The sequence below is a fragment of the Nocardioides sp. CPCC 206348 genome (genome assembly GCF_048654705.1).
GTDB lineage: Bacteria > Actinomycetota > Actinomycetes > Propionibacteriales > Nocardioidaceae > Nocardioides.
In genome coordinates, this window is record NZ_JBMCZA010000018.1 from 1 (window position 1) to 360 (window position 360).

Consider the following 360-nt stretch of genomic DNA (forward strand, 5'->3'; position numbering starts at 1 on the left):
CGTCCTCGACGCATCGGGAGGGTGGGGCCCTGATATTTCGAATGGCCGCGCGAAGTCGAGATTGCGGGCACGATGCCAGCCATGGAAGTTGTCATTGGTCTGGTGATCGTCGGCATCGTCGTCTGGCTTGTTATCAGGCAGCAGCAACCAAGTCAGATGCCCGTGCCGTCCGGGGGCTCCCAGCGAGACGCGTCACTCGACGAGATCGTCCGAGAACACGAGCTCGAGGTCGAACGCGAGACGGAGCGACTTCTTCGCGAGGTCGATGCCGAAGTGGCAAGGGTTTGGGCGAATCCGCCGGTGGTGTCTTCCGCGCCCTCGACCCGGCGGTCCGAGTCAGCCAAGGCCGGCACCAGAGCG

The 360-nt window shown here is 64.2% G+C and carries 1 protein-coding gene; it reads left to right on the forward strand.

What is annotated here, in order from left to right:
* Positions 1-81: 81 nt before the first annotated feature.
* Positions 82-360, forward strand: a 279-nt coding sequence (locus ACOADB_RS00695) for a hypothetical protein (protein ID WP_378596001.1), incomplete at its 3' end; no start/stop codon positions are given.